This window comes from Streptomyces lusitanus (assembly GCF_042647945.1).
GTDB classification, from domain to species: Bacteria; Actinomycetota; Actinomycetes; order Streptomycetales; family Streptomycetaceae; genus Streptomyces; species Streptomyces pseudogriseolus.
The window spans coordinates 61,414-87,217 of record NZ_JBHRWL010000031.1 but is presented as its reverse complement, the minus strand read 5'-3'; the positions used below and the strand labels follow the sequence as shown (position 1 = coordinate 87,217).

Genomic DNA, 25,804 nt, shown 5'->3' with positions numbered 1-25,804 from the left:
TACCACTCCATCGGCCGATCGGACGATGCGCGGCCGAGCGCGACGGCCGATGTGCGCGCACCCCGCTCGCCGGAACACTGACCGTCATGTCCGTCATCGATGTCACCGACCTGCGCAAGGCCTACGGCGGCCGGCCCGCCGTCGACGGGGTGTCCTTCTCCGTCGACGAGGGCGAGATCTTCGGCGTCCTCGGCCCCAACGGCGCCGGCAAGACCACCACCGTGGAGTGCGTGGAAGGGCTGCGCGTCCCCGACGCCGGGCGGGTGCGGGTCGCCGGACTGGACCCCGTCGCCGACCACGACGAGGTCACCCGCGTCCTCGGCGCGCAGCTCCAGCAGAGCGAACTCCAGCCCAGGCTGACCGTCCGCGAGGCCCTGGAGCTCCACGCCTCCTTCCATTCGCGCCCCGCCGACTGGCGCACGCTCGCCGAACGGCTGGGGCTCACCGCGCAGCTGGGCACCCGGTTCGCGAAGCTGTCCGGAGGCCAGAGGCAGCGCCTGTTCATCGCGCTCGCCCTGATCGGCGACCCGCGGATCGTCGTGCTGGACGAGCTGACCACCGGCCTCGACCCGCGCGCCCGGCGCGACACCTGGGAGCTGATCGAGGACGTCCGCGCGGGCGGCGTCACCGTCCTCCTCGTCACCCACCTGATGGAGGAGGCCCAGCGCCTGTGCGACCGCATCGCGGTCATCGACAAGGGGCGCGTCGCCGCCCTCGACACCCCGGCGGGACTCGTACGCCGCTCGGCCGGGGCCACCGTCATCAGCTTCACCCCGTCCGCCCCGCTCGACGACGCCGACCTGAACGCGCTGCCCGGACTCGCCTCGGTCGCCCGCAAGGACGCCCGGATCACCCTGTCCGGCACCGACGACACGGTCAACGCCGTCGTCACCCTCCTCGCCCGCTCCCGCGTCACCGCCCACCAGCTGCGCGTCACCGACGCCACCCTGGACGACGCCTTCCTCGACCTCACGGAGACCACGGCATGAGCACCGGACTCGTCAACACCGCGGTGCTGCGCACCGAGTTCCGCCTCTTCCGGCGCGAACCCGCCGGTGTCTTCTGGATCACCCTCTTCCCGACCCTGCTGCTGGCGGTCCTCGGCTCCATTCCCTCCTTCCGGGAGGCCGACCCCGCCCTCGGCGGACTGCGCCCGGTCGACGCCTACGTACCGGTCGCCGTCCTCCTCGGCGTGCTCATCGGCGGACTCCAGGGCATGCCGCCCGTCCTCACCGGCTACCGCGAGACCGGCGTGCTGCGCCGCATGTCCACCACCCCGGTCCGCCCCTCCGCCCTGCTCGCCGCGCAGATGACGGTGGTCGGCGGCGCCTCGCTGGTCTCCGCGCTGCTCACCCTCGCCGTCGGGCGGCTCGCCTTCGGCGTCGCCCTGCCCGCACAGCCGTTCGGCCACCTCCTGGCGCTGCTGCTCGCCCTGGCCGCCTCCCTCGCACTCGGCGCGCTGCTCAGCGCCCTGGCCCGCACCGCGAAGATCGTCACCGCGGCCGGTTCCGCCGCGCTCTTCCCGGCCATGTTCACCGCGGGCGTGTGGCTCCCGGTCGAGGCCATGCCGGACCTGATGGCGCGCATCGTCGGCTGGACCCCGTTCGGCGCGGCCGCCCAGGCCCTGAACGAGGCGTCGGCGGGCGACCGGCCGTCAGCGGCGCACCTCGCGGTGACGGCGGGCTGGGCGGTGCTGCTCACCTCCGCCGCCGTGCGCCGCTTCCGCTGGGAGTGAGGACGGCCGTGCCGGACACTGGTGCCATGAGGGAGACGGCCCGTCTGGAGGACCGCTGGGCGGTGTTCCACCGCTGGGGACCGTACGGCCTGCTGCTGATGAGCAGCCTGATGGCGTGGGCGGTCGCCGACGCCCTCGGCATGGGCGCCGGCGAGCTGTCGGCCTGCGGCGCGCTCGTCGTCACGGCCGTCGCCGCCGAGCTGTGGTGGAGCCGGGCCGGGCGCGGCCGGCCCGCGGGACCCTCCCCGGCCGGGGTCCTCCTGTACGCCACGCGCTGGGCCCTCGGCTTCGCCCTCACCTGGCTCAACCCGCTGTTCGCCTTCTACGCCGTCCTCGGCTACTTCACCACCGGCCTGCTGCCGCGCCGGCTGCGCGGGGCGGGCCTGTTCGCCACCGCCGTGACCGTGGCCGGCTCCCAGTCGGGCGGACTGCCGCCGGACGGCCGCACGGGCTGGGCGCTCTTCGGCGGGCTCCTCGCCGCCAACAGCCTCCTGGTGTTGCTCTTCGGCCACTTCGCCGACCTGGAGGAGGACCGCGCCCGCACCCAGGCGACGACCATCGCCGAACTCGAACGCACCAACACCGCCTTGCAGCAGGCGCTCGACGAGAACGCCGCCCTGCACTCCCAGCTGCTGGTCCAGGCGCGGGAGGCCGGGGTCGCCGACGAGCGCCGCAGGCTCGCCGCGGAGATCCACGACACCCTGGCGCAGGGCCTGACCGGCATCATCGCCCAGCTCCAGGTCGCCGCGAACACCCCCGACCCGGCCGCCGGCCGCGCCCATCTGGACCGGGCCCTCGCCCTGGCCCGCGAGAGCCTCGGCGAGGCCCGCCGCTCCGTGCACAACCTCTCCCCGGTCGCGCTCGCCGACGGCGGACTGCCCGAGGCGCTGAAGCGGACCGTCACCGAATGGGCCGAACGCAGCGGTGTGCGGGCCGAGTTCACCGTCACCGGGACCGCCGAGCCGCTGCACGACGAGCTGGCGGCCACCCTGCTGCGCATCGCGCAGGAGGCCCTCGCCAACACCGCGCGGCACGCGCGCGCCGCCCGGACCGGCGTCACCCTCTCCTACATGGGGGACGAGGTCACCCTCGACATCCGCGACGACGGCCGCGGGTTCGACCCGCTCGCCGTCCCCGCGCGCACCTCCGCCGGCGGCTTCGGCCTCGACGGCATGCGGGCCCGCGCCGAACGCGTCGCCGGGTCCCTCACCGTCGAGTCCGAGCCGGGCGGCGGCACGGCCGTCTCCGTTCGCGTACCGTTGGTCCGCCATGAGCCATGACGCCGCGTCCGGGACGCCCGCGGAGGCCGCCCCCGCGGAGCCCGTGATCACCCTGCTGGTCGTCGACGACCACCCGGTCGTCCGGGACGGCCTGCGCGGCATGTTCGAGTCCGCGCCCGGCTTCCGTGTGCTCGGCGAGGCGGCGGACGGCGCGGCGGCGCTGGAGCGGGCGGCGGAGCTGGACCCCGACGTGATCCTGATGGACCTGCGGATGCCCGGCACGGGCGGCGTGGAGGCCATCCGTGAGCTGACCCGCCGGGGCGCCCGTGCCCGGGTCCTCGTGCTGACGACGTACGACACCGACACGGACACGCTGCCCGCGATCGAGGCCGGCGCGACCGGCTATCTGCTCAAGGACGCCCCGCGGGAGGAACTGTTCGCGGCCGTCCGGGCCGCCGCCGAGGGCCGCTCCGTGCTGTCCCCGGCCGTCGCCTCCCGGCTGGTGTCCGCCGTCCGCACCCCCCGCACCCCGGGCGCGGAACCGCTGTCCGCGCGGGAGCGGGAGGTACTGGCACTGGTCGCCAAGGGCACCTCCAACCGTGAGATCGCCCGCGAACTGTTCATCAGCGAGGCCACGGTGAAGACGCACCTGACGCACATCTTCACGAAGCTGGACGCCAAGGACCGGGCGGCGGCGGTGGCGACGGCGTACGACAGGGGCATCCTCGGCTGACCGCGAACCGGCGCGCGCCGGTTCGCGGTGGTTGCCGTACCCACGGCGCCGGGTGTCAGCCGCCGCACCTGCCGCGCCGGGCGCCAGCGGTCGCGCCCGCTGCACGCCCGGCGTCAGCCGCCATACCTGCCGTGCCGGGTGTCCGGACCGTACCCGTCGCGCCGGGCGTAGGGACCGCATCCGTCGCATGCCAGGCGGCAGCCGGCCCACCCGCCGCACGCCGGGGCCGGCCCTCGTACCTGTCACGCCGGATACCGGCCGTGGCGCTTGCCGTGCCGGGCGTCGGCTGCCGTGCCTGCGGCATGCCGGGGGGTTGGCCGTCGCGCTTGCCGTGCGTTGGGCGTTTGCCGCCGTGCCTGCGACACGCTGGCGTCGGCCGTGGTGCCTGCCACACGCCGGGGGTTGGCGGTCGCACCCGCCGAGCAGGGCGTCGGCTGCCGTGCCTGCGGCACGCCGGGGGTTGGCCGTGGCGCTTGCCGTGCCGGGCGTCGGCTGCCGTGCCTGCGGCATGCCGGGGGTTGGCGGTCGCACCCGCCGAGCAGGGCGTCGGCCGCCGTGCCTGCGGCACGCCAGGGTCAGCCGTCGCACCTGCCGTGCTGGGCGCCAGCCGCCGTGCACGCGGCAGGCTGGGCGTTGGCCGTGGTGCCTGCCGTACGCCGGGTGTCAGTCATCGCACCTGCCGCGCCGGGCGCCAGCCGCCCCACCCGCCGTGCCCGGCGTCAGCCACCCCCCCGCCGCCCCGGGCGTCAGGACCGTGCCCCCCGCCCCCCTCGTCAGGACCGCACCCGCAGCACCAGCACCGACCGTCCCGGCACCGTGACCCGCCTCCCCGCCGCGTGCGTCACGTCGGGTGCGGCGTCCTGTTCCTCCCTCGCCGTGTCCACGACCACCTCGTACCGTTCCGCCCACGGTGGGCCCGGGAGGACGAAGTCCACCGGGTCCGCGCCCGCGTGCAGGACGGCCAGGAAGCTGTCGTCGAGCACCGGCGCGCCCTGCTCGTCGCGGCCCGGGATGTCCCGTCCGGAGAGGTACATGCCGAGGGTCGCGGCCGGTGCGTACCAGTCGTCCTCGGTCATCTCCCGGCCGTGCGGGGTGAACCACGCCAGGTCGCGCAGACCGTCCGCGGAGTGCGCGCGGCCGGAGAAGAACGAGCGGCGGCGCAGCACCGGGTGCCGGTGGCGCAGCGCGACCAGCCGTGAGGTCAGCTCCAGCAGGGGCCGCCACTCCGGGTCGTCCCGCAGGCTCCAGTCCACCCAGCCGGTCTCGTTGTCCTGGCAGTAGGCGTTGTTGTTGCCGCGCTGGGTGCGGCCCATCTCGTCGCCCGCGACCAGCATCGGCACGCCCGTCGACAGCAGCAGCGTGGTCAGCAGGTTCCGCAGCTGCCGCCGGCGCAGGGCGCGGACGTCCCCGTCGTCCGTCTCGCCCTCCGCGCCGCAGTTCCAGGACCGGTTGTCGTCCGTGCCGTCGCGGTTGCCCTCCCCGTTGGCCTCGTTGTGCTTGCGGTCGTACGACACGAGGTCGCGCAGGGTGAAACCGTCGTGCGCGGTGACGAAGTTGACCGAGGCGTACGGCCGCCGCCCGCCCCAGGCGTACAGGTCGCTGGAGCCGGACAGCCGGTAGCCCATCTCCCGTACGTCCGGCAGCGCGTGGCGCCAGAAGTCCCGTACGGCGTCCCGGTAGCGGTCGTTCCACTCCGTCCACAGGGGAGGGAAGGCACCCACCTGGTAGCCGCCGGAGCCCACGTCCCACGGCTCGGCGATCAGCTTCACCCGCCGCAGCACCGGGTCCTGCGCGATGACCGCGAGGAACGGCGAGAGCATGTCGACGTCGTGCATGGAGCGGGCCAGCGCCGCCGCCAGGTCGAAGCGGAAGCCGTCGACGCCCATCTCGGTGACCCAGTAGCGCAGCGAGTCCGTGATCAGGCGCAGCACGTGCGGCTGCACCACGTGCAGGGTGTTGCCGCAGCCGGTGTAGTCGGCGTAGCGGCGGGCGTCCGGCTGGAGCCGGTAGTAGCCGCGGTTGTCGATGCCCTTCAGGGAGAGGGTCGGGCCGAGTTCACCCGCTTCCGCCGTGTGGTTGTAGACGACGTCGAGGATCACCTCGATGCCGGCCGCGTGCAGCGCGCGCACCATCCGCTTGAACTCGCCGACCTGCTGCCCGGCCGTCCCGGAGGCCGCGTAGCCGGCGTGCGGGGCGAAGTAGCCGATGGAGTTGTAGCCCCAGTAGTTGCCAAGGCCCCGGCGCAGCAGATGGTCCTCGTGCGCGAACTGGTGCACCGGCAGCAGTTCGACGGCCGTGACGCCGAGGCGTACCAGGTGCTCGATCGCCGCGGGGTGTGCCAGCCCGGCGTAGGTGCCGCGCAGCTCCTCGGGGATGTCCGGATGGCGCTTGGTGAAGCCGCGCACGTGGAGTTCGTAGATGACCGAGTCGGACCACGGCGTCTTCGGCCGCCGGTCGTCCGCCCAGTCGTCGTCGTCATGGACGACGACCCCCTTCGGCACGTACGGCGCCGAGTCCCGGTCGTCCCGCACGGTGTCCGCGACATGCTGCTCCGGCCAGTCCCGGACGTGCCCGTACACCTCGGGCGGCAGCACGAAGTCGCCGTCCACGGCCCGGGCGTACGGGTCGAGCAGCAGCTTGGCCGGGTTCCAGCGCGCGCCGGTCCACGGGTCCCAGCGGCCGTGCACCCGGTAGCCGTACCGCTGCCCGGGCATCACCCCCGGCACGAAGCCGTGCCAGATGCCGTGCGTCAGCTCGGTCAGCCGGGCCCGGCTCTCCCGGCCGTGCTCGTCGAACAGGCACAGCTCCACGCCCTCCGCCCCGCCCGCCCACAGCGCGAAGTTGGTCCCCGCCACCCCGTCCGGGCCGGTGCGGAACCGGGCGCCCAGCGGCGTCGGCCGGCCCGGCCGGACGGGCACCGTGGGCACGGGCGGCGCCGGCCGCGCGCCGTTCACGACGACGGCCGGGCGCCCGTCCCCGGTGGCCCGCTCTCCGGCCACCGCCTCCTGCTCGGCTGCGCTGGACACCTGTCAGCCTCCCGCGGCTCGTGGAGGGACGACGGCGGACGGGTGAGCCACGGCCCGTGCGGCTCCGGCCGCGGCTCCCCGGTGCGTCGTCCTCCCACAGTTCTGCCCAGAGCGCGCCTCGCACTCACGTTTCCCCGAGGGGCGGCACGGTCGTTTCCCGGAGGCGAGGCCCGTCGTTGGGTACCGCGTGAGGCACGTACAAGGGCGCGCACGGCGCGCGAGGGCCGCGCTGGCCGTCGTAGTGACATGGGCAGGACTGCTGACCGCGACCGCCGGGTGCAGTCCGGAGGGCCCCGTCCCGGGGGCGTTCGGGCCGCCGGGACGCGGGGACGTCATCCAGGTGTCCCCCGGCGACGGCAGCAAGGGCGTACGCCCCGGCGAGCAGCTGCGGGTGCGGGTCGCGGAGGGCCGGCTGGAGTCGGTGAAGGCGGTCGTGTCGCAGGACGCGCGCGAGTCACCGGTCCCGGGCCGGATCTCCGGCGACGGGCGCACCTGGCGGCCCGACGACGAACGGCTGGCGCTCGCCGCGAAGTACACCGTCGACGCGGTCGCCGTGGACGGCTCCGGACGCCGCTCCGCCCGGCACACCACGTTCACCACGCACGTCCCGGAGGAACGCTTCATCGGCTACGTCGCCCCCGAGGACCGCTCCACCGTCGGCACCGGGGCGATCGTCTCCCTGGAGTTCAACCGGAAGATCACCCGCCGGGCCGCCGTGGAGCGCGCCGTCCGGGTCACCGCGCGCCCCGCCGTCGAGATCCGCCCCCACTGGTTCGGGAAAACGCGCCTGGACTTCCGCCCCGAGCACTACTGGAAGCCCGGCACCGAGGTCACCGTCGAGCTGAACCTGCGCGACGTCGAGGGCGCGCCCGGCGTCTACGGCCTCCAGCGGCGCACCTTCACCTTCACCGTGGGCCGCAGCCAGGTGTCCGTGGTCGACGCCGCCGCGCACACCATGCGGGTGCGGCGGGACGGGGAGCTGCTCGCCACCGTGCCGGTCACGGCGGGCGCGGCGAAGACGCCCACGTACAACGGCAAGATGGTGATCACCGAGCTGCTCGAGGTGACCCGCATGAACAGCCGCACGGTCGGCTTCGGCGGCGAGTACGACATCCCCGACGTGCCCCACGCCATCCGGCTGACCAGCTCCGGCACCTTCCTGCACGGCAACTACTGGGCCGACCCGGAGGTGTTCGGCAGCGACAACGTCAGCCACGGCTGCGTCGGCCTGCGCGACGTGAAGGGCGGCGGCGCGGACACCCCGGCGGGCTGGTTCTTCGACCGCAGCCTGATCGGCGACGTCGTCGAGGTGGTCAACAGCAAGGACCGCACGGTCGCGCCGGACAACGGGCTCGGCGGCTGGAACATGAACTGGAAGGAGTGGAAGGCGGGCAGCGCGGTGAACCGCCGCTGACCGCACCCCCTCGGCCGGGCCGTTGAACTTGGAACGGAACGGTGACAAAACCTCCGCCTCCCAGGCTCCTGGCCTGTGGTTACCATTCGCCGTGTGCGCGAGGGGCGCGCTGGGGGGCCGGGTCCGGTCAGACCCGCCGAGGGGAGAAACAAGTGAACGTGGGGCCGATATCGGGGGCGTCGGTGGGCGCGCGGCGCGGCGGCAGGAAGCTGGCGGCGCTGGCACTCGGGGTGATGCTGGCGGTCACCGCCTGCGGCGGGGGATCGGAGCCGGGGTCCGGCGGGGACGACGGCAAGGGCAAGGGCAAGGACTCCACGGCGGCGCGCAGCACGAAGTCCGAGGCCCAGGTCACCATCGCCCCGCGCGACGGCGCCAAGGCGGTCGACACCAGCGGTGAGCTGAAGGTGACGGCCGCCAAGGGCAAGCTCACCGAGGTCGTCGTCAAGAACGCCAAGGGCAAGGCCGTCGAGGGCGCGATATCCAAGGACGGCGCCACCTGGACGCCGTCCACCCACCTCGCCGCCGACACCGCCTACACGGTGCACGCGGTCGCCAAGGACGCCGAGGGCCGCACCACCGCGCAGGACTCCCGCTTCACCACCCTGACGCCGAAGGAGACGTTCGTCGGGCACTTCACCCCCGAGGACGGCTCGACCGTCGGCGTCGGCATGCCCTTCTCCCTCAACTTCACCCGGGGCATCACCCACCCCGACGACGTCGAGAAGGCCATCCGCATCACCACCGAGCCGGCCGTCGAGGTCGAGGGCCACTGGTTCGGCAACGACCGCCTGGACTTCCGCCCGCAGACCTACTGGAAGGCCGGCACCAAGGTCACCGTCGCCCTCGACCTCAACGGCGTCGAGGGCCGCGACGGCGTCTACGGCGAGCAGACCAAGACCGTCTCCTTCACCGTCGGCCGCAGCCAGATCTCCGTGGTCGACGCCAAGAAGCACACCATGAAGGTGATGCGCGACGGCAAGGTGATCAAGACCATCCCGGTCACCACCGGCGCCCCGGGCTACGAGACCTGGAACGGCAAGATGGTCATCAGCGAGAAGCTGACGGTCACCCGGATGAACGGCGAGACGGTCGGCTACGGCGGCGAGTACGACATCAAGGACGTCCCGCACGCCATGCGCCTGTCCACCTCCGGCACCTTCATCCACGGCAACTACTGGGGCGGCGACGCCTTCGGCAACCGCAACGCCAGCCACGGCTGCGTGGGCCTGCGCGACGTGCAGGGCGGCTGGGACAAGAAGGCCCCGGCGGCCTGGTTCTTCACCAACTCCCTGATCGGCGACGTGGTCGAGGTCAAGAACAGCGAGGACGCGGTCATCGCCCCGGACAACGGCCTCAACGGCTGGAACATGTCGTGGGAGAAGTGGAAGGCGTAAGGCTTCAGCCCGACGACGGCCCCGGTGTCCGCACCGGGGCCGTCGTCGTACCTCCCGGGGACAACCCACGGACCCCCGGCCGGGTGTGAGCCACGGCACCGGCGCAAGCAGCGTTAGTCACCGTTAACCTGCTGGCATGACCGTACATCTCGAAGTCGCCGAAGGCGTCGGCACGCTGCGGCTGGAGCGGCCGCCCATGAACGCGCTGGACGTCGCCACGCAGGACCGTCTCAAGGAGCTCGCCGAGGAGGCCTCGCGGCGCGACGACGTGCGCGCCGTGGTGATCTACGGCGGCGAGAAGGTGTTCGCGGCGGGCGCGGACATCAAGGAGATGCAGGCCATGGATCACGCGGCCATGGTGCTGCGGGCCCGTGCCCTCCAGGACTCCTTCACCGCCGTCGCCCGCATCCCCAAGCCGGTCGTGGCCGCCGTCACCGGGTACGCGCTCGGCGGCGGGTGCGAGCTGGCGCTGTGCGCCGACTACCGGATCGCCGGGGAGAACGCCAAGCTGGGGCAGCCCGAGATCCTGCTCGGGCTCATCCCCGGCGCGGGCGGCACCCAGCGGCTGGCCCGGCTGATCGGCCCGTCCAAGGCCAAGGACCTGATCTTCACCGGCCGCCAGGTGCGGGCCGACGAGGCGCTCGCCCTCGGTCTGGTGGACCGCGTGGTCCCGGCCGACGAGGTCTACGCTCAGGCGCACGCCTGGGCGGCGAAGCTGGCGCAGGGGCCGGCGATCGCGCTGCGGGCGGCCAAGGAGTCGGTCGACACCGGGCTGGAGACGGACATCGACACCGGCCTGGCGGTCGAGCGCAACTGGTTCGCGGGCCTGTTCGCCACGGAGGACCGCGAGCGGGGCATGCGCAGCTTCGTGGAGGAAGGGCCCGGCAAGGCGAAGTTCCTGTGACGGGCGTGACGGGCGTGACGGGCGCGGCGCGCGTGATCAGCGGGACTACGTGACCAGCGGATGAAATCCCCGCACAGGGCTTGCAGTTGACGTCATGTCTGATCCGGTCCCCTCGGCGGTACGCATTATGGGAGCCTTAACGCACCCTTAAGCCGTTTCCGTCGAGGGGGCCCGTCGATTGCCCGAGCGTGAGTCGTTGTCGCAGGTCGAGCAGGCTTTCGAGGGCATCGACATGCCTGTGGCACATGCCGGAGGACCGGCGTCGGACAGGGGCGCACGGGGGGCGTATTCCCTCGAGACGGCCCCGGCCGCCCCGATGGGTGGCCATGATGGGGTCATGGCGGGGCTGGAGGGCATGGAACAGCCGCGGGGAGACGGACGCGCCATCGCGTCACGCTGGTCGCCGACGGTTGAGGACGAACGTGCCGTGCACGCACTGGAGGTGCACGGGGACCCCTCGGAGGGTGAAGTTCCGCTCCCGTCCCTTCCCGAGTCCGCCGCCGTCGCCCGCCGACTGGTCCAGATCGTCGTCCTGCGCCGCTGGGGCCTGACCCCGCAGCTCACCGAGGACGCCGTGCTGCTCGTGTCGGAACTCGTCGGCAACGCCGTACGCCACACCGGCGCCCGTGCCTTCGGCCTGCGCATGCGGCACCGCCGGGGCTGGATCCGCGTCGAGGTCCGCGACCCGTCCCGCGCCCTGCCCTGTCTGATGCCGGTGCAGGACCTGGACATCAGCGGGCGCGGCCTGTTCCTCGTCGACAAGCTCGCCGACCGCTGGGGCGTCGACCTCCTCTCCCACGGCAAGACCACCTGGTTCGAGATGCGCGTGGTGGACCGCTGAGGCACGCGCCCCGGGCGGCCGGGAAGGCCCCCGCGGGACTCCGCTTGAGTCTCCACCCGCTGGAAGGCCCACACTCCCCGACATGACCCACGACGGCACCGGGCTCCTCACCATCGGGGCGCTCGCCCGCGCCACCGGCCTGTCCGTGCGCACCATCCGCTACTGGTCCGACGAGGGCGCCCTGCCGCCCGTGGCGCGGTCCGCGGGCGGCTACCGGCTCTACGACGCCGCCTCCGTCGCCCGGCTGGAACTGGTCCGCACCCTGCGCGAACTGGGCCTCGGCCTCGACGACGTACGCCGGGTGCTCACCGGCGAGACGACGGTCGCCCAGGTCGCCGCCGCGCACGTGACCGCCCTGGACGCGCGGATCCGGTCGCTGAAGGTGACCCGCGCGGTGCTGTCGACCGTGGCCCGACGAGGCTCGACCGCCGAGGAGACGACCCTGATGAACCGACTGGCCCGACTGTCCGCCGCCGAGCGCGCCCGCATCCTCGACGACTTCATGACCGAGATCTTCGAGGGCCTCGACACCGCGGACCCCGACATCCGGAGCCGTCTGCGGTTCGCCGCGGCCGACCTGCCCGACGACCCCACCCCCGAGCAGGTGGACGCCTGGGTGGAACTGGTCGAGCTGATCCAGGACCCGGAGTTCCGCACCACCATGCGCAGGATGATCGAGTTCAACGCCGCGGACCGGGGACCGGACGTCCCCAGCGGCAGCTCCCTGTGGTTCATGAGCCGCCTGATCCGCACCGCCGGCGACGCCCTGCGCGAGGGCGTCGAGCCCGGCACCCCCCGCGCCGCCGCCGTGCTGCGCGAGCTGATCGGCGACGCCGACCCGGCCGCCGTGCTGAAGCGCCTCGCGGCGGTGGCCGACCCGCGCCTCAACCGCTACCGCGAACTGTCCGCCGTGGTGAACGGCGTGGAACGGCCCTCCGCCCACGCCGAGGAGTTCGGGTGGGTGGTCGCCGCACTGGAGGCGCGGGCCGCCGGATAATCTTGCCCGCGTCAGTACCAGCACGAAATGAGGGGCGGATCGGTGGCGGACATCGAGGAAGCACGCAAGCAGTTCGAGCGGATCGACACGAACGGGGACGGGTTCATCACCGCTGCCGAGTTCAAGACCGCGCTCGCCCAGGGCGGTGACTGGAACGTCACCGAGGCGGTCGCCGAGGCCGTCATCAAGTCGCGGGACCTCGACGGCGACAAGCTCCTGTCCTTCGACGAGTTCTGGGCCCACCTGAACAAGTAGGACCCGATCCGTGGGACAGGACATTCCCCGGCGCCGGAATCCCGGCGCCGGGGAATGTTCCGTCCCGCCGCGCAGAGCCGGACGGGTGAAAGTCCCGGAATAGCCTGCCCGCGCCCGGTGTTGGAGCCGCTCGTCGGAGTTTCCCTGGAACCTCGGCGACATCGACCCCCGGAATGGCGAGGCGAACAGACATGAAGATCGGCATCATCGGCGCGGGCAACATCGGCGGAAACCTCACACGGCGGCTCACGGCCCTCGGTCACGACGTGTCCGTCGCCAATTCCCGCGGCCCGCACACGCTGAAGGACCTGGCGGAGGAGACCGGCGCGACCCCGGTGAGGGTCGAGGAGGCCGCCCGCGGCGCCGAGATCGCCGTCGTCACCGTGCCGCTCAAGGCCGTGCCGGACCTGCCCTCCGGACTGTTCGACGAGGCCGCGGAGGGCCTGGCCGTCATCGACACCGGCAACTACTACCCGCGCGGGCGCGACGGCAGGATCGCCGGCATCGAGGACGAGGGCGTCACGGAGAGCCGCTGGACGGAGGGCCGGATCGGGCACCCCGTCGTCAAGGCGTTCAACGGCACCTACGCCCAGGACCTGCTGGACCGGCACCGCCCGAAGGGCGACCCGGAGCGCATGGCCCTGCCCGTCGCCGGCGACGACGAGGCGGCCAAGCGCAAGGTCCGCGACCTGATCGAGGAGCTGGGCTTCGACACCGTCGACGCGGGCGGCATCGACGACTCCTGGCGCCAGCAGCCCGGCACCCCCGTCTACGGCCTGCGCGGCGACGCCGACGCCGTCACCCGTGCCCTCGCCGAGGCCTCCCCGGAACGCCAGGAGGAGTTCCGCGGCTAGGCCGTCACGCCGAGAGGCCGGGGCGCCTCAGCCCCCGGCCCATTCCCGCAGCGCCGACTCGCTGGAGAAGTCCGCGACGTTCCTGTCCAGCGGGTCGTCGGTGTACTGGTGGAAACGCCAGTCCGCCTGGATGCGCGGCTTCCCGGCGGTGACGTAGTCGGCGATCCAGAGCCCGTCGCCTGCGTAGGAAGTGGTGTCGACGTTGAGCCAGAAGTGCCTGTTCGCATAAAGGATCACCCTGTGGTGCGGCCTCAGCTCCTTTACCTTGCGGATGAAGCGGTCCTTCTCCGCGTTGCTGGCCCGCGTTCCCTCCCCCGTCGTCTCCCAGTCCACCGCGAGGATGTCGCCCCGCTTCTCGGGCGCCTTGGCGACGAAGTACTCGGCCTGTGCGGTGAGATTCCCCGGCCAGAGGAAGTGGTAGAACCCGACGACCAGACCGGCGTCCCGGCCCCGCTTGGTCTGGGCGGCCAGTTTCGGATTCACGTACGAACGGCCCTCCGTCGCCTTGACGAAGACGAAGGAAAGGCCGTCCGTGTCGTACGAGGAGGACTGGTGGGAACTGACGTCGATGCCACGCAGCATGCAGGTTCTCCCGTGTGGTGCCGTGGGGGGACGGGAGTTGTATTGTTCCCCGTTTCAACCTGCCTGACGCAAAGCCCTGTTCAGCACCCGTCGGAGCACGCGCTCAGCACTCGATGATGTTCACCGCGAGCCCGCCGCGCGCGGTCTCCTTGTACTTCACCGACATGTCCGCCCCGGTCTCCTTCATGGTCTTGATGACCTTGTCCAGGGACACCTTGTGCGAGCCGTCGCCGCGCATCGCCATCCGGGCGGCGGTCACCGCCTTCACCGCGGCCATGCCGTTGCGCTCGATGCACGGGATCTGCACCAGGCCCCCCACCGGGTCGCAGGTCAGCCCCAGGTTGTGCTCCATGCCGATCTCGGCCGCGTTCTCCACCTGCTCCGGGGAGCCGCCCAGCACCTCCGCCAGCGCGCCCGCCGCCATCGAGCAGGCGGAGCCCACCTCGCCCTGGCAGCCGACCTCGGCGCCGGAGATGGAGGCGTTCTCCTTGAAGAGCATGCCGATGGCGCCCGCCGCGAGCAGGAAGCGGACCACGCCCTCCTCGTCGGCGCCCGGCACGAAGTTCATGTAGTAGTGCAGGACGGCCGGGATGATGCCGGCCGCGCCGTTGGTCGGCGCCGTGACGACCCGGCCGCCGGCCGCGTTCTCCTCGTTCACCGCCATCGCGTAGAGGGTGATCCACTCCATCGCGAGCGCCTGCGGGTCGCCCTCGGAACGCAGCTTGCGGGCGGTGGTGGCGGCCCGGCGGCGGACCTTCAGGCCGCCCGGCAGGATGCCCTCGCGGGACATGCCCCGCTCCACGCAGGCCCGCATCACGCGCCAGATCTCCAGCAGCCCTTCGCGGATCTCCTCCTCGGTCCGCCAGGCGCGCTCGTTCTCCAGCATCAGCGCGGAGATCGACAGGCCGGTCTCCCGCGTCAGCCGCAGCAGCTCGTCGCCGGTGCGGAAGGGGTACTTCAGGACCGTGTCGTCCAGCACGATGCGGTCCGCGCCCACCGCGTCCTCGTCGACGACGAAACCGCCGCCGACCGAGTAGTAGGTCTTGGCCAGCAGCTCGGCGCCGGCGGCGTCGTACGCCCATAGGGTCATGCCGTTGGCGTGGTAGGGGAGCGCCTTGCGGCGGTGCAGCACCAGGTCGTCGTCGAAGGAGAACGCGATCTCGTGCTCGCCGAGCAGCCGGATCCGGCCGCCGTCCTTGATCTTCTCCACCCGCTCGTCGGCCGACTCCACGTCCACCGTGCGCGGCGAGTCGCCCTCCAGGCCGAGCAGCACCGCCTTGGGCGTGCCGTGGCCGTGCCCGGTGGCGCCGAGGGAGCCGTACAGCTCCGCCCGGACCGAGACGACCGAGTCCAGCAGGTCCTCGTTGCGCAGCCGCCGGGCGAACATCCGGGCCGCCCGCATCGGGCCGACCGTGTGCGAGCTGGACGGGCCGATGCCGATCGAGAACAGGTCGAAGACCGAGATGGCCACGGGAGGACTCCTAAGCGTGTGACGGACGGCGCTGTCCGCCGGGGGAGGGTGGTACAGGGAGCGCGCGGGAGGCGCGCGGCACGGAGCGGGGCACCGCGCCCACTGACCCAGTGTGCGCGATGCCCCGGATGTCCGTACGTACGAAAGCGTACGGAACTACTTCAGACCGGGGTACAGCGGGTGCTTCGCGGCCAGCGCCGCGACCCGGCCCCGGAGCGCCTCGGCGTCGTACGACGGCTTCAGCGCCTCGGCGATCACGTCCGCGACCTCGGCGAAGTCCTCGGCCGTGAAGCCGCGGGTGGCGAGGGCGGGCGTGCCGATGCGCAGGCCCGAGGTGACCATCGGCGGGCGCGGGTCGTTCGGGATCGCGTTCCGGTTGACGGTGATCCCGACCTCGTGGAGCCGGTCCTCGGCCTGCTGGCCGTCCAGCTCGGAGTTCCGCAGGTCGACCAGGACGAGGTGCACGTCGGTGCCGCCGGACAGCACGTCCACGCCCACGGCCTTCACGTCGTCCCGCACCAGACGCTCGGCCAGGATGCGGGCGCCCTCCAGGGTGCGGCGCTGGCGCTCCTTGAAGTCCTCGCTCGCGGCGACCTTGAAGGCGACGGCCTTGGCGGCGACGACGTGCTCCAGCGGACCGCCCTGCTGACCGGGGAACACCGCGGAGTTGATCTTCTTGGCCAGCTCGGCCGTGGAGAGGATCACACCGCCGCGCGGACCGCCGAGGGTCTTGTGGGTGGTGGTGGTCACGACGTGGGCGTGCGGCACCGGGTTCGGGTGCAGGCCCGCGGCGACCAGACCGGCGAAGTGCGCCATGTCGACCATGAGGTACGCGCCGACCTCGTCCGCGATCCGGCGGAACGCGGCGAAGTCCAGCTGACGCGGGTACGCCGACCAGCCGGCGACGATCAGCTTCGGCTTGTTCTCCTTGGCGAGGCGCTCGACCTCGGCCATGTCGACCTGGCCGTCGTCGCCCACGTGGTACGCGACCACGTTGTAGAGCTTGCCGGAGAAGTTGATCTTCATGCCGTGGGTCAGGTGCCCGCCGTGCGCGAGGTTCAGACCCATGATCGTGTCGCCGGGCTTGAGCAGCGCGAACATCGCGGCCGCGTTGGCCTGGGCGCCCGAGTGCGGCTGGACGTTGGCGTGCTCGGCGCCGAACAGCTCCTTCACCCGGTCGATGGCGATCTGCTCGATCACGTCGACGTGCTCGCAGCCGCCGTAGTAGCGGCGGCCGGGGTAGCCCTCGGCGTACTTGTTGGTGAGGACCGAGCCCTGGGCCTCCATGACCGCGACCGGGGCGAAGTTCTCCGAGGCGATCATCTCGAGGGTGGACTGCTGCCGGTGCAGCTCTGCGTCGACCGCGGCGGCCACCGCCGGGTCGAGCTCGTGCAGAGGCGTGTTCAGAAGCGACATGCGGTTAGGCTCCTCAGCCCGCGACGAACGCGTCGTACTCGGCGGCGGACAGCAGGTCGGCCGGCTCCTCGGCGACCCGCACCTTGAACAGCCAGCCGCCCTCGAAGGGGGCCGAGTTCACCAGCGCCGGGTCGTTCACGACGTCCTCGTTGACCTCGGTGACCTCGCCGGAGACGGGGGAGTACAGGTCGCTGACGGACTTGGTGGACTCCAGCTCGCCGCAGGTCTCGCCCGCGCTCACGGTGTCACCGACCTCGGGGAGCTGCACGAAGACCACGTCGCCGAGCGCGTTGGCCGCGTGCTCCGTGATGCCGACCGTCGACACGCCGTCCTCGGCGGCCGACAGCCACTCGTGCTCCTTGCTGTAGCGCAGCTGCTGGGGGTTGCTCATGGCCTGAATTCTCCTGTACGCGGGAAACTGCTGGTGAACGGGGACGGCGCGGAACACGGCCGGACGGGTGGAACGCCCGCGCCGCACACACGCGCGAGAACTGCCGAGGACTGCCCGGAGGCTGTCTACGACGGTGTCACTTCTGCCGCTTGTAGAACGGCAGCGCCACGACGTCGTACGGCTCGTGGCTGCCGCGGATGTCCACGCCGACGCCCTCGGTGCCCGGCTCCGCGTGGCGCGCGTCGACGTAGGCCATGGCGATCGGCCTGCCCAGGGTGGGGGAGGGGGCGCCGGAGGTGACCTCGCCGATCTTCTCGCCGCCGGCCACCACCGCGTACCCGGCGCGCGGCACCCGGCGGCCGTGGGCGACCAGGCCGACCAGGACGCGCGGCGGGTTCTGCGCGGCGCGCTCGGCGGCCTCGGCGAGGGCGGCGCGGCCGACGAAGTCGCCCTCCTTCTCGAACTTCACCACCCGGCCCAGACCGGCGTCGAAGGGCGTCAGCGAGGTGCTCAGCTCGTTGCCGTACAGCGGCATGCCCGCCTCCAGGCGGAGCGTGTCCCGGCAGGACAGGCCGCACGGCACCAGACCGTGGCCCTCGCCCGCCTTGGTCAGCGCCTGCCACAGCTCCACGGCGTGCTCCGGCTTCACGAACAGCTCGAAGCCGTCCTCGCCGGTGTAGCCGGTGCGGGCGATGAGCGCGGGGACCCCGGCCACGGTGCCCGGCAGGCCGGCGTAGTACTTCAGGCCGTCCAGGTCGGCGTCGGTGAGGCTCTGGAGGATCGCCGGGGACTCGGGGCCCTGCACGGCCAGCAGCGCGTACGCGTCGCGGTCGTCGCGCACCTCGGCGTCGAAGCCGTCGGCCCGCTCGGTGAGGGCGTCCAGCACGACCTGGGCGTTGGAGGCGTTGGCCACGACCATGTACTCGGTCTCGCCGAGCCGGTAGACGATCAGGTCGTCCAGGATGCCGCCGTCCTCACGGCAGATCATCGTGTAGCGGGCGCGGCCCGGCTTCACGCCGGAGATGTTGCCCACCAGCGCGTGGTCGAGGAGCGCGGCGGCCCCCGGGCCGGTGACGGTGATCTCGCCCATGTGCGAGAGGTCGAAGAGGCCGGCCCTCGTGCGCACGGCGTTGTGCTCGTCGCGCTCGGAGCCGTAGCGCAGGGGCATGTCCCAGCCGGCGAAGTCGGTCATGGTCGCGCCGAGCGACCGGTGCAGGGCATCGAGCGCGGTGCGACGGGGTTCGGTACTGCTCATCGGTCGGTCTCCCAGGGGGCATGACGGCGAGGTCGTTCCTCCCCATCTGTCATCGGAACCTGAGAGGTTCGCCATGACCACCGGCGGACGGGGGCCAGGACTTGCACCTTGGGTGGGGCAGCCGGAGCACTGCGACGGCGGCCCGCTTTTCAGATGTGCCTCGCCCGCGCGGTAACGGTGCCTGAGAGATTCAAGGGAGGGACTTGCTCCTTCGGCGCCCCGGCGGCACACGGTGCCGGGGACTCTCCCGCGCGGATTCAAACGGCCGGTATGCAGTTAGGCGCGCACATCATTGCACGCATCGCGGGACACCGTCAGGGGGACCCTTGCCGGGGGTGCACCGCTCGTGCAGGCTCGGTCACAGGGAGCTGTGACAGGCCTGTAGCGGTATGAGCACGCAACCGAGAGCGACCCGGCATTACCTTCTCTTTACACGCGGCGGGGACGGGACCTTCATATCCGGCCCCAGGGGAGGACGACCACGGTGAACAGGCCCACGGCGTACGCCGGCACCACAGGCGTCGCGCTGCCCCGGCAGCACGCGCTCCGGGCCGGTGGCGCCCGCGACGCGGCGCCCGCCCCCCTCGTCCAGGATCTGCGCGCCCGCTCCGGCCGCAGCCCGCGCGCCCTGCTCTTCGGCCCCCGTGACCTCGTCGTGGTCACCGGGCTGCCCGGCAGCGGCAAGTCCACGCTGATGCGGCGCGCGGTGCACGACGCCCGCGTCGACTCCCAGGACGCCCGCGACCGCTGGGACCGCCGTATGCCCCGCCTGCTGCCCTACGCGGTCTACCGCCCGCTGGTCCGCCTCGCCCACTACGCGGGACTGCGCCGCGTGCTGCGCTCCGGCCGGCCGGTCGTCGTGCACGACTGCGGCACCCAGGCCTGGGTGCGGCGCTGGCTGGCCCGCGAGGCCCGCCGTCGCGGGGCCGCACTGCATCTGCTGGTGCTGGACGTCCCGGCCGAGGAGGCCCTGGCCGGCCAGCTGGAGCGGGGCCGGGGCGTCTCGCGGTACGCCTTCCGGCGGCACCGCACCGCGTGCGGCCGGCTGCTGGAGGCGGTGGAGTCCGGCCGGGTGCCGGCGGGCTGCGCCTCGGCGGTGCTCGTCGACCGGGACGCCGCGGACGCCCTGCGCCGGATCGGCTTCGCCGGCTGACCGGCTAGCCTTTCCGCCAAGCAGTGGTACCAGGCAGACGGTGGGCGACAGATGGACTTCCCGGCGGACATCCCGGACCGGACGCACTTCCACCCGCACGGCGGGTGGCCCGGCAACGAACTGGAGGAGGCGCTCTCCGCCTCCCTCGGCGTCCCCTCGGCGGGGGCACGGATCGTCGAGGTGCTCGGCCGCAGCTTCCTGTGGGTGCCCCTGCCCAACGGCGGCGGCCCGCACAGCGGCCCCCTCGACCTGCCCACCATGGACCTGGACGGCCAGGTGTACGTGCCGGTCTTCAGCTCCGAGGAGCAGTTCCGCCAGGTCGTCGGCTCCCACATGGGCTGCACCATCGCGCCCGCCGTGGAGTTCGCCCGCGGACTGCCCCCGCAGGCCGGCATCGTGGTCAACCCGGGCGGCACGGTCGCCGTCCCGCTGCCGCCGGCCGCGGTGGCCGACCTGTGCCGGGCCGGGCGCTCCCCGCTGGACGGCCCGGCGGGCGGCGGCCGGGTCCGGCTGTTCGAACCGGACTGGCAGGACGACCCGGTGGACTTCCTCGCCGCCGCCTCCCAGGAGTTCGAGGCCCTCGGGGTGGTGGCGACCGCCCGCCGCTGCCTGGCCGCCATCGAGACGGCCGACCCGGTGCTGTTCGTCGGCGTGGAGCTGCTGCACTGGGAGGGCGACCCCCGCGCGCTGCCGCTGGACGCCCTCGGCCGCGCCCTGGGCCGCAGCCCCGCCCGCTGGCCGGTCAACCTCGTCGTCCTCGACGTGGCCCAGGACCCGGTCGCCGACTGGCTGCGCCACAAGGTCCGCCCCTTCTACCAGCGCGCCTGACGCGCCCGCCCGATCCGCCGCCAGGGCCTTTCGTTCGGATCAGGCCGACCGTGAAGCGCGGTGCCCCGTCGACCGGCCCGGACCGGGTCCGGGGCGTGCAGCCGCAAGGCGGAGGAGGGCGTCAACGCGATGGGGGCCCCGCCCGCACGGGCGCAGTCGAGCGTGGGGGAGTTGGCAACCGACGACAACGCCGCTGGGGGTGCTCACGCCCGTTCAGGGCGGTGGGGGAGTGCGTGCCAGGCCACCGACGCCGGGGTGATCCGAACGAGAGGCCTCATCGCCCGCCTTCCGGCACTGACCGCAGACCGGCGGTGGCCGTCGGCTTAAGCTAGGGGCATTGGCCGGCAGGGTGTTGTACGGAGGGGCGATACAAGTGAGCGCTGGCACCGCGGCGGCCGGACAGGTCGAGCACATGCTGCGCCAGGTGACGCCCGGGCGTTACGACGCCTACGAGGCCTTGCTGCGCGCCCTCGCCACCCCCTCGTCCGGCCGGGTCTGGATGCTGCTCTGGCACGGCCAGGCCGGCTCGCCCGACGCCCAGTACGGGACCATGGAGGTCGAAGGGCACGGCTACGCGCCCTGCGTGACCTCCGCCCAGGAGCTGTCCGCCAGCGGCTGGAACCGCTCGTACGAGGTGGTCGACGGCCTGGAGGTGGCCCGCGCGCTCTACCCGGACCGCTACGGCCTCTGGCTCAACCCGCACGCGCCCGGCGGCGGCGTCGGCATCCCCTGGCTGGACCTGCGCCGTATCGCCGGCGGACTCGACCAGCAGCCCGCAGGGCCGCTGCGGCTGTCCGAACCGGCCATCGAGATCCCGCAGTTCTACGCCCTTCTCGCGCAGAACGCCCACCGCACCCCGGCCGTGCGCGCGCTGCGCCGCGCCTGGGTGCAGCCGGCCCTCGGCGCCCCGTACCTCGCCATCGGCCTGGACGTCTACGACACCTCGCCGCCCGCCGTGGAGTCGGTGCGGGCGATGATGCGGCAGTCGCTGTCCGCGGTGCCCGACGGGCTGCCCGTCTCCACCGTCGCCATGGCCGACGCGCACGACCCCGTGGCGATGTGGCTGCGCGTCAACGCGCGCCCCTTCTACGACCGTGAGGCGCACGCCCCGGCCCCCGCCACGGGCTACGGCTATCCGCCCGCGCACCGCCTCTGACCGGTGGGTCTTCCCGATGCCCCCGGCGGCTGACCCGCTGCCGGGGGTTTCCCGTACGGTGACGCAGCGTGACCGTGTCCAGAATATGGACAGGGGTGGCCATCGGGGCTTCCGTTCTGAGTCGTCCACCGCTGATTTTGCGTCAGATTCCGGCGAGTGCGGTCAGCTACCTCTCGTTGACCGCCTGTCACCTGCGCTTTCACCGCGTCTCCACGTCATCCCGGGCCTCATGAGCGGCACTTGTGAGGGCGTCAGATGTGTCCGGAGCGTTAAATCGACGCGCTGGGACGCCGGAACAGTCCCTTATGTCAAGTGTTCAGATCTCAGGTAGGTATCACCGCTATCCGGACTGTTCCTGACTCACTGCGAACGTCTGTAGTGTTCGGCCGGTCAAGATGCATCCACATAGCGGACCCGGAGTGGCCCCAGTATGCGCATATTCAAGACCCGAGCCGCTCGGGCGATCACGGCCGCGGTCGCGGTCGGTCTGATCGCCACGGGCTGCGCCAGCGAGCGGGACAGCGACAACGAGAGCGGCGGCGCGAAGGACACCTTCGTGTTCGCCGGTGCAGGCGACCCGGGCTCCCTGGACCCTGCCCTCGCGAGTGACGGTGAAACCTTCCGTGTGACCCGCCAGGCGTTCGAGGCCCTCCTCGAGCACGAGCCCGGCGGAACCAAGCTGGTCGGCGGCCTCGCCGAGACCTGGTCGAGCAACGACGCGGGTACCGTCTGGACCTTCAACCTCCGCAAGGGCGTGAAGTTCCACGACGGCGAGGCGTTCAACGCCGCCGCGGTCTGCGCCAACTACGACCACTGGTTCAACTGGAAGGGCACCTACCAGTCGAGCGCGGTCTCCTACTACTGGCAGACCGTCATGGGCGGGTTCGCGAAGAACGAGGACCCGGAGACGCCCGAGGCCAACTACAAGAGCTGCACGGCCAAGGACGAGAACACCGCCGTCATCGAGGTCAAGAAGCCCACCGCCAACCTCCCCGGCGGCTTCTCGCTGAACGCCCTCGCCATCCACTCGCCGAAGGCGATCAAGGAGTACGAGAAGCAGGAGGCGACCGCCAAGGGCGACGCCATCACGTACCCCAAGTACAGCCAGGAGGCCGGCACGGTCGCCGGCACCGGCCCGTACAAGATCGTCAAGTGGAACAAGGGCAACAAGGAAGTCACCCTCGAGCGCTTCGACGACTACTGGGGCGAGAAGGCCAAGATCAAGAACCTGGTCTTCCGTACCATCGACACCGAGGAGGGCCGCCGCCAGGCGCTCCAGGCCGGTGACATCGACGGCTACGACCTCGTCGCCCCGGCCGACGTCAAGACCCTGGAGAACGAGGGCTACGTCGTCCCGACCCGTGGTGTCTTCAACCTCTTCTACGTGGGCATGAGCCAGTCGGCGAACCCGGCCCTGAAGAAGAAGGAAGTCCGCCAGGCGATCGCGCAGGCGATCGACAAGGAGAACCTGGTCAAGACCCAGCTGCCCGAGGGCGGCAAGGTGGCCGACCAGTTCATGCCGGACACGATCGCGGGCTACTCCAAGAACGTCACGCAGTACCCGTACGACCCCGCCAAGGCCAAGCAGCTGCTGAAGAAGGCCGGCGCGCAGAACCTGACCATCGAGTTCTGCTACCCGACCGAGGTCACCCGCCCGTACATGCCTGCCCCGCAGGACCTGTTCGAGCTGATGAAGGCCGACCTGGAGAAGGCCGGCATCAAGGTCAAGCCGAAGGCCATGAAGTGGGCCCCGGACTACCTGGACGCCACCGAGGCCGGTTCCTGCGCCCTGCACATGCTCGGCTGGACCGGTGACTTCAACGACGGCTACAACTTCATCGGCACCTGGTTCGCCGAGTACGACAAGCAGTGGGGCTTCCGGGACAAGAAGGTCTTCGACGCCGTGAACGCCGGCTCGAAGCTGGGCAAGGCCGAGGAGCGCACCGCGGCCTACCAGAAGGCCAACGAGGTCATCATGGACTACCTGCCCGGCGTCCCGATCTCGTCGTCCCCGCCGGCCATCGCCTTCGCCAAGAACGTCAACCCGCCGAAGGTGTCGCCGCTGACGCAGGAGATCTTCGCCGAAGCCTCCTTCAAGTAGGCGAACCGGCAGAAAACCGATAACGGGGGGGTCCGCCCGGCCGTCGCAACTCGGCGGCCGGGCGGGTCCGTTCATGTAAGACAACACGCAAGAAAGGGGCAAGCGGGGTGCTGCGTCTCGTCGTACGAAGACTGCTCCAGCTCATACCCACGCTGCTCGGCCTGTCGGTTCTGCTCTTCCTGTGGCTCGACCGGCTGCCCGGTGGACCCGCCTCAGCGATCCTGGGGGAGAGGGCCACCGACGCCGAAGTGGCGCGCATCAACCGTGCGCTCGGACTGGACCAGCCCATTTACGTCCAGTACTGGCGCTTCCTCAAGCGCATCTTCCAGGGCGACCTGGGAACCTCCGTCCAGACCGGACAGCCCGTCACGGACGAGTTCTTCCTCCGGTTCCCGGCCACGGTGGAGCTGTCCCTGCTGGCCATGATCATCGCGGTGGCCGTCGGCATCCCCCTCGGTTACCTCGCCGCCCGCAAGCGCGGCGGCTGGCTCGACGTCGGCGCGGTCTCCGGCTCGCTCGTGGGCATCTGCATCCCCGTCTTCTTCCTGGGCCTGATCCTCAAGGAAGTCCTGGCCGTGAAGCTGGGCTTCTTCCCCAGCTACGGACGCCTGGACACCGGCATCAACGCCACCGAGGTGACCGGCTTCGCGGTATTGGACGGCGTCCTCACCGGCGAGTTCGACGCCTCGTGGAACGCGATCCACCACCTGATCCTGCCGGCCGTCACCCTCGCCTCCATCCCGCTCGCCGTCATCGTGCGCATGACCCGCGCCAGCGTGCTCGAGGTGCAGGACGAGGACTACGTGCGCACCGCGCAGGCCAAGGGTCTCAAGCGCCGTGTCGTCCGCGGCCGTCACGTGCTGCGCAACGCCCTGCTGCCCGTCATCACGTCGGTCGGTCTGCTCACCGGCTCCCTGCTGTCCGGAGCCGTCCTCACCGAGTCCGTGTTCTCCTTCAACGGCATCGGCAACTTCATCAAGACGTCGATCGACGGCCGTGACTACCCGGTGCTGGTCGGGTTCATCATGTTCATCGCGATGGTGTACGTCCTGATCAACCTGCTGGTGGACCTGGCGTACAGCATCATCGACCCGAGAGTGCGGGTGCACTGACATGGCTGTCGCCACCAAGTCCGAGAAGATCCAGCGTCTCGCGGAACTGACGGCCGTCAGCGAGACCAGCACCGGCGCCAGCCTCTGGCGGGAGGCCTTCCGCCGGCTGAAGTCCAGCAAGATGGCGATCGTCGGCGCCGTCATCATCGTCCTGTTCGTGCTCATCGCGGTCGTCGGGCCGTTCCTCGCGCCCTACTCGCCGAGCGCGCAGACCTGGCGCAGCGAGGTCTTCCCCAACCAGGGCAAGTTCGTCGGGGCCCGCGACGGCAACTGGTTCGGCCTCGACCACCTGGGCCGCGACCTGTTCTCCCGGATGCTCGTCGGCGCCCGGCAGACCCTGCTCGTCGGCATCGTCGCCACGCTGATCGGCCTGGTCGCCGGCTTCCTGATCGGCATCGTCTCCGGCGCCGCGGCCACCCTCGGCGGCGACACCGGACGGCGCGTCGACTCCGTCATCATGCGTTTCATCGACATGATGCTGGCGCTGCCGTCGCTGCTGCTGGCCGTCTCCATCGCCGCCGTCATGGGCCAGTCGCTGACCACGGTGATGATCGCCGTCGGCGTGGTGCAGGTGCCGGTGTTCGCCCGTCTGCTGCGCGGCTCGATGCTGGCGCAGGGCAGCGCGGACTACGTCCTCGCCGCCCAGTCCCTGGGCGTGCGCAAGCGCCGCATCGTGCTCTCGCAGATCCTGCCCAACTCGCTCAGCCCGGTGATCGTGCAGGCCACGCTCTCCCTGGCCACGGCGATCATCGAGGCGGCCGCCCTGTCCTACCTGGGGCTCGGCAACCCCGACCCGGCGATCCCCGAGTGGGGCGTCATGCTCGCCCAGGCGCAGCGCTTCTTCAGCTACGCCCCCGCGATGGCGGTCTACCCCGCCGTCGGCATCATCATCACCGCCCTCGGCTTCACCCTCCTCGGCGAGGCCATGCGGGAAGCCCTCGACCCGAAGCTGAGGGGCTGAACCAC

General features: G+C 71.9%; 23 protein-coding genes and 2 riboswitches. Of the genes, 17 read left to right on the top strand and 6 right to left on the bottom strand.

All coding sequences use genetic code 11. The features are described from left to right. Window positions 1–86: 86 nt before the first annotated feature. Genes ACFOSY_RS31635 through ACFOSY_RS31620 form a run of 4 tightly spaced genes read left to right on the top strand, consistent with a single transcriptional unit; the run spans window position 87 to window position 3,688 of the window. Window positions 87–989, top strand: a complete 903-nt coding sequence (locus tag ACFOSY_RS31635) for an ABC transporter ATP-binding protein (protein WP_394313579.1) — start codon at window positions 87–89, stop codon at window positions 987–989. Then, window positions 986–1,735, top strand: a complete 750-nt coding sequence (locus ACFOSY_RS31630) for an ABC transporter permease (protein WP_394313577.1) — start codon at window positions 986–988, stop codon at window positions 1,733–1,735. Before ACFOSY_RS31635 ends, ACFOSY_RS31630 begins: the two co-directional genes overlap by 4 nt. A 26-nt stretch (window positions 1,736–1,761) precedes the next feature. Beyond that, complete coding sequence (locus ACFOSY_RS31625; RefSeq protein WP_394313575.1) at window positions 1,762–3,015, top strand: sensor histidine kinase; 1,254 nt, start codon at window positions 1,762–1,764, stop codon at window positions 3,013–3,015. Next, window positions 3,005–3,688 (top strand): response regulator, encoded by a 684-nt coding sequence (locus ACFOSY_RS31620; protein ID WP_394313573.1) that lies wholly within the window; start codon window positions 3,005–3,007, stop codon window positions 3,686–3,688. Before ACFOSY_RS31625 ends, ACFOSY_RS31620 begins: the two co-directional genes overlap by 11 nt. A gap of 773 nt (window positions 3,689–4,461) precedes the next feature. Here ACFOSY_RS31620 and glgX read toward each other — a convergent pair. Next, window positions 4,462–6,714, bottom strand: coding sequence for a glycogen debranching protein GlgX (gene glgX / locus ACFOSY_RS31615; protein WP_394313571.1), 2,253 nt, complete (start codon window positions 6,712–6,714; stop codon window positions 4,462–4,464). Window positions 6,715–6,901: 187 nt separating this feature from the next. On the opposite strand from glgX, the gene ACFOSY_RS31610 reads away from it, so the two are divergent. From ACFOSY_RS31610 to ACFOSY_RS31580, 7 genes are all read left to right on the top strand, one after another. Then, window positions 6,902–8,128, top strand: coding sequence for a L,D-transpeptidase (locus ACFOSY_RS31610; RefSeq protein ID WP_394313569.1), 1,227 nt, complete (start codon window positions 6,902–6,904; stop codon window positions 8,126–8,128). A gap of 152 nt (window positions 8,129–8,280) precedes the next feature. Further along, a complete protein-coding gene (locus ACFOSY_RS31605; protein ID WP_394313566.1) occupies window positions 8,281–9,522 on the top strand; it encodes a L,D-transpeptidase in 1,242 nt (413 codons plus the stop codon). A 136-nt stretch (window positions 9,523–9,658) separates the two neighbouring features. Next, window positions 9,659–10,426, top strand: coding sequence for an enoyl-CoA hydratase/isomerase family protein (locus tag ACFOSY_RS31600; protein ID WP_394313563.1), 768 nt, complete (start codon window positions 9,659–9,661; stop codon window positions 10,424–10,426). Window positions 10,427–10,658: 232 nt separating this feature from the next. Beyond that, window positions 10,659–11,267: an ATP-binding protein gene (locus ACFOSY_RS31595; protein WP_394313561.1), complete on the top strand. Its 609-nt coding sequence runs from the start codon at window positions 10,659–10,661 to the stop codon at window positions 11,265–11,267. Window positions 11,268–11,349: 82 nt separating this feature from the next. Beyond that, complete coding sequence (locus ACFOSY_RS31590) at window positions 11,350–12,264, top strand: helix-turn-helix domain-containing protein (RefSeq protein WP_394313559.1); 915 nt, start codon at window positions 11,350–11,352, stop codon at window positions 12,262–12,264. Window positions 12,265–12,306: 42 nt separating this feature from the next. Continuing rightward, on the top strand, window positions 12,307–12,519 hold the full coding sequence (locus ACFOSY_RS31585) for an EF-hand domain-containing protein (RefSeq protein WP_006134168.1): 213 nt from the start codon (window positions 12,307–12,309) through the stop codon (window positions 12,517–12,519). A 173-nt stretch (window positions 12,520–12,692) separates the two neighbouring features. Beyond that, window positions 12,693–13,373: an NADPH-dependent F420 reductase gene (locus ACFOSY_RS31580; RefSeq protein WP_394313557.1), complete on the top strand. Its 681-nt coding sequence runs from the start codon at window positions 12,693–12,695 to the stop codon at window positions 13,371–13,373. A gap of 27 nt (window positions 13,374–13,400) precedes the next feature. Here ACFOSY_RS31580 and ACFOSY_RS31575 read toward each other — a convergent pair whose 3' ends face one another. From ACFOSY_RS31575 to gcvT, 5 genes are all read right to left on the bottom strand, one after another. Further along, entirely contained in the window at window positions 13,401–13,955 is a 555-nt protein-coding gene (locus tag ACFOSY_RS31575; protein ID WP_394313555.1) for a glycoside hydrolase family 25 protein, read from the bottom strand. A 103-nt stretch (window positions 13,956–14,058) separates the two neighbouring features. Then, complete coding sequence (locus ACFOSY_RS31570) at window positions 14,059–15,426, bottom strand: L-serine ammonia-lyase (protein ID WP_394313553.1); 1,368 nt, start codon at window positions 15,424–15,426, stop codon at window positions 14,059–14,061. Window positions 15,427–15,582: 156 nt separating this feature from the next. Then, entirely contained in the window at window positions 15,583–16,842 is a 1,260-nt protein-coding gene (gene glyA / locus ACFOSY_RS31565) for a serine hydroxymethyltransferase (protein ID WP_394313551.1), read from the bottom strand. A 13-nt stretch (window positions 16,843–16,855) separates the two neighbouring features. Continuing rightward, window positions 16,856–17,233 (bottom strand): glycine cleavage system protein GcvH, encoded by a 378-nt coding sequence (gene gcvH / locus ACFOSY_RS31560; protein ID WP_006134173.1) that lies wholly within the window; start codon window positions 17,231–17,233, stop codon window positions 16,856–16,858. Between the two features lie 136 nt (window positions 17,234–17,369). Beyond that, complete coding sequence (gene gcvT / locus ACFOSY_RS31555) at window positions 17,370–18,488, bottom strand: glycine cleavage system aminomethyltransferase GcvT (protein ID WP_394313548.1); 1,119 nt, start codon at window positions 18,486–18,488, stop codon at window positions 17,370–17,372. Window positions 18,489–18,524: 36 nt separating this feature from the next. Beyond that, a riboswitch (glycine riboswitch) is annotated at window positions 18,525–18,647 on the bottom strand. Further along, a riboswitch (glycine riboswitch) is annotated at window positions 18,648–18,748 on the bottom strand. A gap of 224 nt (window positions 18,749–18,972) precedes the next feature. Between gcvT and ACFOSY_RS31550 the strand changes: the two genes are divergently transcribed. The 6 genes from ACFOSY_RS31550 (at window position 18,973) to ACFOSY_RS31525 (ending at window position 25,799) form a co-directional block, all read left to right on the top strand. Next, window positions 18,973–19,641, top strand: a complete 669-nt coding sequence (locus ACFOSY_RS31550) for an AAA family ATPase (protein ID WP_394313546.1) — start codon at window positions 18,973–18,975, stop codon at window positions 19,639–19,641. A 51-nt stretch (window positions 19,642–19,692) separates the two neighbouring features. Beyond that, window positions 19,693–20,469 carry an enhanced serine sensitivity protein SseB gene (locus tag ACFOSY_RS31545; protein WP_225655251.1) on the top strand — a complete coding sequence of 259 codons (777 nt, stop codon included), beginning with the start codon at window positions 19,693–19,695 and terminating at the stop codon, window positions 20,467–20,469. A gap of 373 nt (window positions 20,470–20,842) precedes the next feature. Next, window positions 20,843–21,625: an enhanced serine sensitivity protein SseB C-terminal domain-containing protein gene (locus ACFOSY_RS31540; protein ID WP_394313543.1), complete on the top strand. Its 783-nt coding sequence runs from the start codon at window positions 20,843–20,845 to the stop codon at window positions 21,623–21,625. A 430-nt stretch (window positions 21,626–22,055) separates the two neighbouring features. Next, window positions 22,056–23,726, top strand: a complete 1,671-nt coding sequence (locus ACFOSY_RS31535; protein ID WP_394313541.1) for an ABC transporter substrate-binding protein — start codon at window positions 22,056–22,058, stop codon at window positions 23,724–23,726. Window positions 23,727–23,833: 107 nt separating this feature from the next. Next, the gene (locus ACFOSY_RS31530) at window positions 23,834–24,838 is read left to right on the top strand and encodes an ABC transporter permease (protein WP_394313539.1); all 1,005 of its coding nucleotides are present in this window, start codon (window positions 23,834–23,836) and stop codon (window positions 24,836–24,838) included. 1 nt (window position 24,839) lies between these two features. Next, window positions 24,840–25,799 (top strand): ABC transporter permease, encoded by a 960-nt coding sequence (locus ACFOSY_RS31525; protein WP_394313536.1) that lies wholly within the window; start codon window positions 24,840–24,842, stop codon window positions 25,797–25,799. Window positions 25,800–25,804 lie beyond the last annotated feature (5 nt).